The organism is Pedobacter sp. 05L430 (assembly GCF_056397585.1).
Map to the genome: position 1 here is coordinate 1 of NZ_JBFTNT010000155.1, position 9,365 is coordinate 9,365.

The 9,365-nt window shown below is 39.2% G+C and carries 6 protein-coding genes; 2 read left to right on the forward strand and 4 right to left on the reverse strand.

Annotated elements, in window-relative coordinates:
- Together AC1DG9_RS17630 and AC1DG9_RS17635 are read left to right on the forward strand one after the other, a co-directional pair.
- The coding region (locus AC1DG9_RS17630; protein WP_477634970.1) for a c-type cytochrome at positions 1–807 on the forward strand (807 nt) is incomplete at its 5' end.
- Between the two features lie 345 nt (positions 808–1,152).
- Positions 1,153–4,248: a PVC-type heme-binding CxxCH protein gene (locus AC1DG9_RS17635; RefSeq protein WP_288879374.1), complete on the forward strand. Its 3,096-nt coding sequence runs from the start codon at positions 1,153–1,155 to the stop codon at positions 4,246–4,248.
- On the opposite strand, the gene AC1DG9_RS17640 is transcribed toward AC1DG9_RS17635, so the two are convergent.
- From AC1DG9_RS17640 to AC1DG9_RS17655, 4 genes are all read right to left on the reverse strand, one after another.
- The gene (locus AC1DG9_RS17640; protein WP_246269708.1) at positions 4,249–4,905 is read right to left on the reverse strand and encodes a hypothetical protein; all 657 of its coding nucleotides are present in this window, start codon (positions 4,903–4,905) and stop codon (positions 4,249–4,251) included. It lies immediately after the preceding gene.
- Between the two features lie 136 nt (positions 4,906–5,041).
- Positions 5,042–7,012: a family 20 glycosylhydrolase gene (locus tag AC1DG9_RS17645; RefSeq protein WP_477634971.1), complete on the reverse strand. Its 1,971-nt coding sequence runs from the start codon at positions 7,010–7,012 to the stop codon at positions 5,042–5,044.
- 6 nt (positions 7,013–7,018) lie between these two features.
- Entirely contained in the window at positions 7,019–8,203 is a 1,185-nt protein-coding gene (locus tag AC1DG9_RS17650; protein WP_172663011.1) for an AGE family epimerase/isomerase, read from the reverse strand.
- 11 nt (positions 8,204–8,214) lie between these two features.
- Positions 8,215–9,365 (reverse strand): sialate O-acetylesterase (locus AC1DG9_RS17655; protein ID WP_477634972.1); only part of this gene is annotated, 1,151 nt, incomplete at its 5' end.

The window sequence follows — 9,365 nt, forward strand, 5'->3', positions numbered from 1 at the left end:
AAATTAGGCCATCAGCAGGCTGCACAGTCGCGTCTTGGTAAGGCAATAAAGCTAAAAGCAGATTGCAGTACCTGCCATAAAATCTCTACAAAATCAATTTGCCCGGCATTTACTGCGGTGTCTTCTAAATATCAGACAAAAACCAAAGCGGCAGATTACCTTACTTCTAAAGTAATTAATGGTAGTAAAGGTGTTTGGGGCGAAGTTCCAATGCCTGCCCACCCTACCATGAAGGCTTCTGATGTTAAGGAAATTGCAGAATGGATTTTGACTTTAAGCGCTAAGTCGACAACTGGTCCTTCTTTACCTGCAACAGGTAAGATCGTTCCTCCGACAGAAACCAATAAAGATAAATCTGTTTTAAATCTTAAAGCGACTTACTCTGATTTAGGTGCTGCCGGTTTGAAACCTTTAGCGAATACTAAAGTGATTAATTTAAGAAGCAATGTTATATATGCTAATGATATTAAGGATATATCAGATTTCGGACGCAAAGATGCTGATGGAGTTCAATCGTTGATATTCCCTGAAAAAACTGGCTGGGTTAAGTTAAAAGGTATCGACTTGACTAATGTTGCCGCGTTTAATTTTGGATTGGCTAACGCAGATGCTGATTACAGTGTTGAGATCAGATTGGGCGGTAAAGATGGTGAAGTAATTGGAAAACAAGGCTCTGCTTCGACAGGTGTATCTATAAGCCCTGTAACAGATGGTAAATTCCATGATGTTTATATAGTGGTTAAGGCTGCTCGTGAAGATGTAAAAGACAGACCTCTTTTAAAATCGATAACCGTGAAGCCTATTTAAAGCGATAATTTTTAAAGCGATCTTCATCTCGAACGAAGAGAGAGATCTCTTGATCAAATAGCTGCAAAGCAAATTGGAATAACCAAGAGATCTCTCCTAGCATCGAGATGAYGTTGCAAAGAAAAAAAGGCTGTATCATAATATGATACAGCCTTTTTTTCTTTAGTATTCATTTCTTACCTACCTCTATTATTAAAATCTTCACTATTCTGCTATCTAAATAAAATTAAAGCAATCGATTGCTTTATTAGATCTTTTTTATAAATTCGCTTACCAAATATGCTGCGATCTATCTAAATAAGTTAATTCATATTTGAAAAATAAATCGCTTTAAACCGTAAAAGAATGGCCATTAATTTTACCAGAACCTCACTGTTCGCTACCAAGATTATTTTTGTTCTATTTCAACCTGTATTGCTTTTAAAAACATGTACTCCTGCTGTTAGTGAGCAGAGATCAGGATTAAAGGTGCAAATTGATTCTCCTTTAACAGAATCAGCAAAACACCTGCCCGGCAATAGTCTGGCCGGACTGCGTACATTTCCAGGCTTGCATGTTCAAACCATGGCAACTGAGCCTACATTAATAAACCCAACTAATATTGATGTAGATGAAAAAGGTCGGGTTTGGGTTACTGAAGCCTATAATTACAGGTTTGAGATCAACAATAATAAGCCCAAACCAGAAGGCGACAGGATCTTAATATTAGAGGATAAGGATGGCGACGGGCATCTGGAAACAAGCAAAACTTTTTATCAGGGTGCTGAAATTAATGCACCATTAGGTATATGTGTACTGGGGAACAGGGTTATTGTTTCGCAAAGCCCTTATGTGTGGGTTTTTTATGATGATGATGGTGATGATAAGGCAGATCGCAAAGAAATCCTGTTTCAGGGAATTGGCGGCGAGCAGCATGATCATGGCATCCATACTTTTACTTTTGGTCCGGATGGAAAGCTATATTTCAATTTTGGAAATATGGGGCAAACGCTAAAGGATAAAAACAACAAGACAGTGCTTGACCAGGATGGTGACGAAATTGGTCCTAAAAAATATAAAGAAGGCATGGTATTTAGATGCGACCCGGATGGATCTAACGTGGAGGTTATTGGACACAATTTTAGAAATCCTTTTGAGGTTGCAGTTGATAGTTACGGCACGGTGTGGCAAAGTGATAATGACGATGATGGCAATAAAGGTGTTCGGATAAACTATGTAATGGAGCATGGTAATTTTGGTTTTAAGGATGAAATGACGGGCGCATATTGGCCTTCAGAACGTATTAATATGGAAGACTCTATTCCGCTACGTCACTGGCACTTAAATGACCCAGGTGTGGTTCCAAACCTTTTGCAAACAGGCTCAGGATCTCCTACTGGAATACTAATTTACGAAGGTTCATTATTACCAACTCAGTTTCATAACCAAATGATTCATTCGGAACCCGGACATAATGTTGTAAGATCATATCCCGTAAAGAAAAACGGAGCTGGTTATTCAGCAGAGATCATTAATATATTAAGTAATGACAAAGATCAGTGGTTTAGGCCCGCAGATGTTTGTATCGCTCCTGATGGCTCATTAATAGTTGCCGACTGGTATGATCCTGGAGTTGGCGGCCACAGAGTTGGTGACCTTGAACGCGGACGCATTTATAGGGTTGCTCCTTCGGCCCTGGCATCAAAGTATGTTGTTCCTAAATTTAATTTCGACACGCCTAAAGGCGCCATTGAGGCGTTACAGAATCCGAATTTAGCAGTCCGCAGACATGCTTATCTGGCCTTGGTTGCAATGGATAGAAAAGCCATCCCGGCACTAAATAAATTATGGCACTCAACAGCCAATCAGCGGATGAGGGCCAGGGCATTATGGATTTTATCTAAATCATCTGATTCAAAGAAATATTTAGACGAGGCCATTAATGATAAAAACCCAGACATCCGTATTACTGCTTTAAGAGCCGTTAGACAAACGAAATTAAATCCAATTGATTATGTAAGGCAATTGGTCAATGAAACCAATGCGGAGGTTTTAAGGGAGTGTGCGATAACCCTTAGACATAACAAGGCAGCCGAAGCAGCTGAACTATGGGCTAAGCTGGCAACGAAACACAACGGAACGGATAGGTGGTATCTGGAAGCCTTAGGTATTGGTGCAGATAAGCAATGGGATACTTATTTAGCAGCATATTTAAAAGAAACAAAAGATCCATTATCGAGCGCAGGAGGAAAAGATATCATCTGGCGATCGAGAACGGCATTAGCCCTACCCTTTCTTGAAAAATTAGCTTCCGATCAAAGTACCCCTTTAGATAAAAGACTCAGGTATTTCCGTGCGTTTGACTTTATTGCTGCACCTGAAAAAACTAAGACTTTACTGTCGATGCTTGATAAAAACACCAATCTGCCAACGTCTTCCATTATACTTAGCTTAATGGATGCTAAAGAGGTAGCAAATTCCCCTTCATCATTAAATGCCTTAAAGAAATTACTCGATTCAAAATCGGGAACCTCAGAATATGTTAATTTGATAGCGAGATATCAAATTAAAACGGAAGGTGCTAAATTATTAGAGATGGTAATTGCCAATGGAAATAATTCTGTTGGTGTTGATGCGGCAAGACTTTTAATTGAATTTAAAGATACTGAGCGTATTAAAGATGTAATTAGAAATAAAGACGTTAATAAAATCACACCTATTTTTGAAGCACTTGGTGCTGTTGGGAATAAAGAATCTATAGCTATACTTTCTGGTGCGGTAGCAAGCACATCTAATGATAAATCGATGCGCCAAAAAGCTGTTGAAATGTTGGGCAAAAGCCGGATTGGAGAAACTAAAGTCTTGGAAATGCTAAAAACAAAGGCATTGCCTGCAGATTTAATTCCGTTTGCGGTAAAAGGTGTAAGTGGATCTGGTGTTAAAGGATTGTATGACGAAGCAAAAACCTATTTACCGGGTTCTAATGCTGATGAAGCAAAAAAAGGAACAATGGTTAGTTTTAATGAGATCATTGCTTTTAAAGGAAATGCATTAAAGGGAAAAGCTGTTTTTAACAAAGCGTGTTTCATATGTCACAAAGCGAATGGACAAGGATTAGATTTTGGGCCAAACTTGTCTGAAATTGGCGCTAAGCTACCAAAAGAGGGTCTTTTTGATGCTATTGTAAGGCCATCTGCAGGTGTGAGTTTTGGTTATGAAACTTCTCAACTGGACATGAAAGATGGTTCTAGTCTTGTTGGTATTGTATCTAGCAGAACCGAATCTGATATTCAATTGAAGTACCCTGGTGGAGCTAGTCAGAAATTAAAATCAGCTAATGTGAGTTCCATAAAAGAGGTTCCAGGTTCAATGATGCCCGATGGACTGCATGAAAGCATGACAAAACAAGAATTCTCTGATTTGCTTGAATATCTTTCGACGTTAAAGAAAAAAGAGCAATAGCTATTCTTTGGACTTTTTACCGCCAACATTTATAACAGCGCCAATGGTAAATATCGAATTACCGGCGCTCATAAACTTACGGCTGTTGAGTCCAAAGTTACCGCTTGATGTATACTGCAATTGTACGGCATCACTCAAACGCATTCTGGTAAAGAAAATTGGCTCTAAAAAAGTATTGCCTTCTCTGACCTGGCCTATTGAATTGCGCATAAATGTTTTCATTTGTACACTGCTGATACGTAATGCTGTTCCGTAATTTATAGGAAAATCGGTACCGAATAAGCGCAGATTATTGCTTTTCTTAGAACTGTAATTTACCTGTATAAATGTTTTGTTGTAGGTGATTTCTTCGAGATCAGTATTTGTTAATATGTCATTATCATCAAATGTTCTGAAAGCTCTGTTTGTTTTTCCACCACCATAACCGGCATATATTTCTAGAATCCTGTTATTTTCGGGGCCAAAGGTGTTAAAATATCCACCACCAACTTCTACTAATTTGTGTTTAAAATCTTTGCTGTGCTTTTCACTGTTCATATATGCCCCGCTAAATAGTACACCAAAATGATCTGAAACTGCATACGCACCATTTAAACTTGCATTGCCTCGAAAAGAGATGTGACCGCCACCGCTAAACTCTCCTTTTTGGCTTAACATTGGTGTATTGGGCACATTTGGCATATAAACAGAAGAACAAGAACTAAAAAAAATCAGGGATAGATATAATAGAAGTTTGTAGTTTTTAATCATACAGAGAATCACCTTTTATGTAATACTGCTGAGACTATCAAATTTAAAGCCAAGGTACAACTGTAAACATCCATTTTTCCGGATTTTGCCAATCTTTCCCTTTAAAAGAGCCTACAGGTAATTTAACTAGGATGGTATTCCAGCCTTTTTTTAAATGAACTTTTGTTGGTTCGCGGTATTCATATCCTTCATCGATAAGAGGCAATTCCAGATTGCCTTTTGCTCCTGCCTGCTTCCATTGTGGTGGTGGAATGAGTTTACCATTTACCAATACCTGGCTTTTTCTGTTGTCCCAGGTTCCCTCATTGGGTGAGTCTGACGCGTAAGACCTGGAGATGTTGTTAAAACCAATCCAGAAGTTCTGTAATTGATCTTTATCACTCCAAATTTTAGTGGTAGCATACCAGGTAGTGTTTTCTTCGGGCTTCTCTAGAAGTCCTTTCACTAGAGGACCCCACCAGTGCCTTAGAATAAAAGTACCACCAAAAGCAGTTAATGCTGCTTTGCTGGTATCAATATCATTTGTCTCTTCAGGATAGAATTGTTTGGTAAGATCACCCTGATTACTGAAAGGCCCGTAGAATTTCCATTTCAAATGTGCCTGTGGTTGATATGGAAACGGCATTTTTGAGAAGTAGCGATTTTTATGCTTTATTAAACGATGCTCAAATTCTTTGAATACATTAACTTCTTTGGAACCATCTAAACCTACATAGGTTAACCAATCTGGCTGTCCGCCCCCACGCCAACTCCTTTCGGCAAAAGCCAGCACCGCAGGATATACGGATGTTTGCATAAATACATCTTCGGGTTTGTTTACCCGTCGGTCTGGCCATACGCAAAGGGTGCCACCCAAAGCTGCATCATTCCCTTTGTCCAGATTGGCAATTTTCCCCTTAAATATAGACRCCACACTTTCCAGAGGATCCATGTGATTAATGTATAAATGGCGCGAGTCTATATATTTTACCTTAGGATTGGCGCTAACCTTTGTAGCGTCTTCTATCCATAACTGCCTGATGGTGCTTTCTGTAAACTCACCCCCCGGCTCCCAGCCTATTACCTTTTTTCCCTGTTTTTCAACTAAGGAAATCACTTCTGGCAGAAAATTTTTATTGGTGATCTTTACTTCATCTGCTCCGATGTGCAGGTAGGGAACATCAAAAGTATCGCAAAATTCCTTTAAGATGTTCTTTACAATAACCAGCCCGCTATCGCTTTGCATATCTGTTTTCATGGCTCTTTTAAATGCCGCGCTGTGCCCCGGCATATCTATTTCGGGAACTACTGTAATATGACGCGCTTTGCAGTAACTAATCAATTCCTTAAGGTCTTTTTGAGTATAGAACTTGCCTTTATTGCGAAGCATGGTTTCGGGAGCAGTTAGCTGTGGATATAGCTTGCTTTCTAACCTCCATGCAATATCTTCTGTAAAATGAAAATGAAATATATTGAGCTTATATGCTGCAATAACATCAATTTGCTGCTTAAGCAAATCCATAGGTTGATAATTCCTGCCTGCATCAATCATATAGCCCCGCCACGAAAAAGAAGGCCAGTCTGTAATGTTGCATGCCTTTACATTTTTGCCACTATCAATTAGCTGCTTTAATGTTTGCAGGCCATAAAATAAACCTGCCTTACCTGCGCCGGTGATTGTTATTGCACTGGCAGTGATGTTGAGTTTATATGCTTCTTCTGAGCTAGAATCTAGTGTGCTAACCTTTCCCAATTCCAAAACAATACTGGGTTTATTTGGGGCAGCACTTTTTTTAATTGGAATTATCAGGCCAAGTTCCTTCAGTTGCCGCTGTAATAGCTCTGCTTCTTTTTGTAAAGAAGMACTTTCAACAACTATTCCTTTATAATTTTTAAGTGCAATCCACTCCTTTTTCCATTCAATTTGCTGAGGCATTGGAATTAATGCTGGCTTCTCATTTAAAGGTTTTTCAGCTGTTTGTGCAACTGCATTGATGTTTAAAGCCAGCAAAAATATTAGCAATGTTTTAATCATATTGGTTTATGATTTTAAGTGTTCGTTTAATAAAGATAGACAATACCATTCCTGTCTGGGTAAATGAAATGGGCCTTTAAATAAGTTTCCTTTAGCTGTTTGGGCTAAGCTACCATCGCGGTGTAAATACCCAAACCATTCGCCATTTTTAGGATCATGGAAATGCTGATAGGCATAATCGTTAACCATTTTATGCCATTTTGCATATTTCTCATCGCCGGTTATGGTATATGCCAGCAATGTAGCAATGATCACTTCATTATGAGGCCACCAAAATTTCATGTCCTGCCAGTATTCCTGAACAGGTTTGTTGTATACATCCCTGAAATATAAAATGCCCCCGTGCTCCTTATCCCATCCACGTTCCCACATATAATCGAGCATTTTACAACCTAGCTTTATTAAATGCGGATCGTTATTTCTGTATTTAGCCTCGTGTAGTATGAACCATGCGCCTTCAATTGCGTGACCTGGATTTAAGGTTCTTCCATCAATATGATCAACTATGCTACCGTCAGGCGCTACCTGTTCCATAACGCACTGAATATCATCTTTAACAAAAAAGGTTTCAATTTCTTTGATCCATATATCGATCCACTCATTACAGCGCGGATCTCCAATAGTTTCGCGTAATTGCTGCGCAGTGTTCATCATAATCATTGGAACACCAATTCCTTTTGTTGGTCTTGTGCCGGCAAACTTTGCAGGCAATAAACCTGGTGTAGTTGAATACTCAATGCATTTACCAAATAAATACCTGGCTTTGGCCGCAGCAGCTTCATCGCCGCTAGCTTTAGCATAGGCTGCATTGGCAATTACCGCAAAGGTTTCGGAAAAATAATAACGGCGTTTACGAATAGGCTGCCCATCGCGCGTTACATGAAAAAACATTTGCCCATCGGTATCAAAACAATGATTATTTAAAAAATCTATCCCTGATTTAGCCCCATCTAACCATTCCTGTTTTTGTTCTACTGTATTGTATAAGGTTGAAAGTAACCAGGCTGCCCTACCCTGTATCCAAACGGCTTTATCATCATCAATCAAGCTACCATCCTGATCGCGCATTAACAGATAACCACCGTATTCGGTATCTATAGATCTGGGAAACCAGAAGGGAACCGTATCGTTTAATAACTGATTATGATAGAATGTTTTAAGGTTCTGTAAATCTTGTACAGTATAACTCATTTTGAAATATTTTAATTTAATGGAATTGAAAAAGTTGAAGCCGGCAAACCTGCCTCATTAACCAGGTTGGCCCGGGTGAAGGGCTCCCATGCATATAGCACTTCTTTTATGGTTTCACCGTGTGGAATCTTTAAAATCACCTTATTATTAATTATAGTGGCTTTTGCAGTAATGCGATATCCTTTTAGGTTTGTGAATTGAWAACCGATTAAGGGTTCTCCGTTTCGCGTAGAGAGTTTTTTAGCTTCTGTAAATGAAAGTATGATATTGTTCTTTTCTTGTTTATGGTTTGATATGCCAGGGCCATTAGCAGTTATAGGCTTGTGATAAGTGTTTTTAAGGGCTAAAAGTGCTAGTCGTTGCCCAACTTCCATTTTCATATTTGGATGAACATCTAAAGAATCGCCAACATCGGAACTTACAGCCATACCACTATTAGGTATGTCCTTTAATAACTTACGCTGAGCATCTCTGAAATAAGGCCATGACGGGCGATCTATACTTGAAAGTTGCACGTAATAAAAGGGAAAATCGTAGCCCCACTTTTTGCGCCAGCTATGCACTAATACAGGAAATGTATGTTTATATAAATCTACATTTTGGGCATTGCTTTCTCCCTGATACCATATTACACCCTTTATAGGGAATTGAGTTAACTTGGCTATACCTGCTTCGTAGTTATATACAGGTTCGTATGGATGACGCTGTTTAGGATTTGATGCTTCTTTAAGATTAACATCGGCACGACCTCTGGCCCACTCCTGTATAAAATCAGATTTTCGCCAGTCTGTAAGCACATCAACAAGTTGCTCATCGTGTTCCATAGTGTACCTGTCGATCCAGGATTCTATAGTTGAACCACCAACGGCAAGTTGTATTAAACCAATGGGCACGCCTGATTCTTCTGCTACTTTTTTACCGAAATAGTATCCTACTGCAGAAAAGTCTGCAGCTGTTTCTGAAGTGGTTGGCGTCCAGCTTCCTGAAAAGTATTTAAGTGCATTAACTTGCTTCAGCGTTTTGGCATTCCATGGGGCATCATTTGTTTCCACGTACTGATTGAACTTAAATAACCTTACCTTATTTGCTTTAATTTGAGCTAGTTCTACTTTCCCTGTTTTAGCCGCGCTTAAGGTAAATGACATATTCGACTGCCCTGAAC

What these genes read in the sequence shown, in the direction of transcription:
- AC1DG9_RS17635 (WP_288879374.1), top strand. Translation starts at nt 1,153, where the DNA reads ATGGCCATTAATTTTACCAGAACCTCACTGTTCGCTACCAAGATTATT.
- AC1DG9_RS17640 (WP_246269708.1), bottom strand. Translation starts at nt 4,905, where the DNA reads ATGTTAAGCCAAAAAGGAGAGTTTAGCGGTGGCGGTCACATCTCTTTT.
- AC1DG9_RS17650 (WP_172663011.1), bottom strand. Translation starts at nt 8,203, where the DNA reads ATGAGTTATACTGTACAAGATTTACAGAACCTTAAAACATTCTATCAT.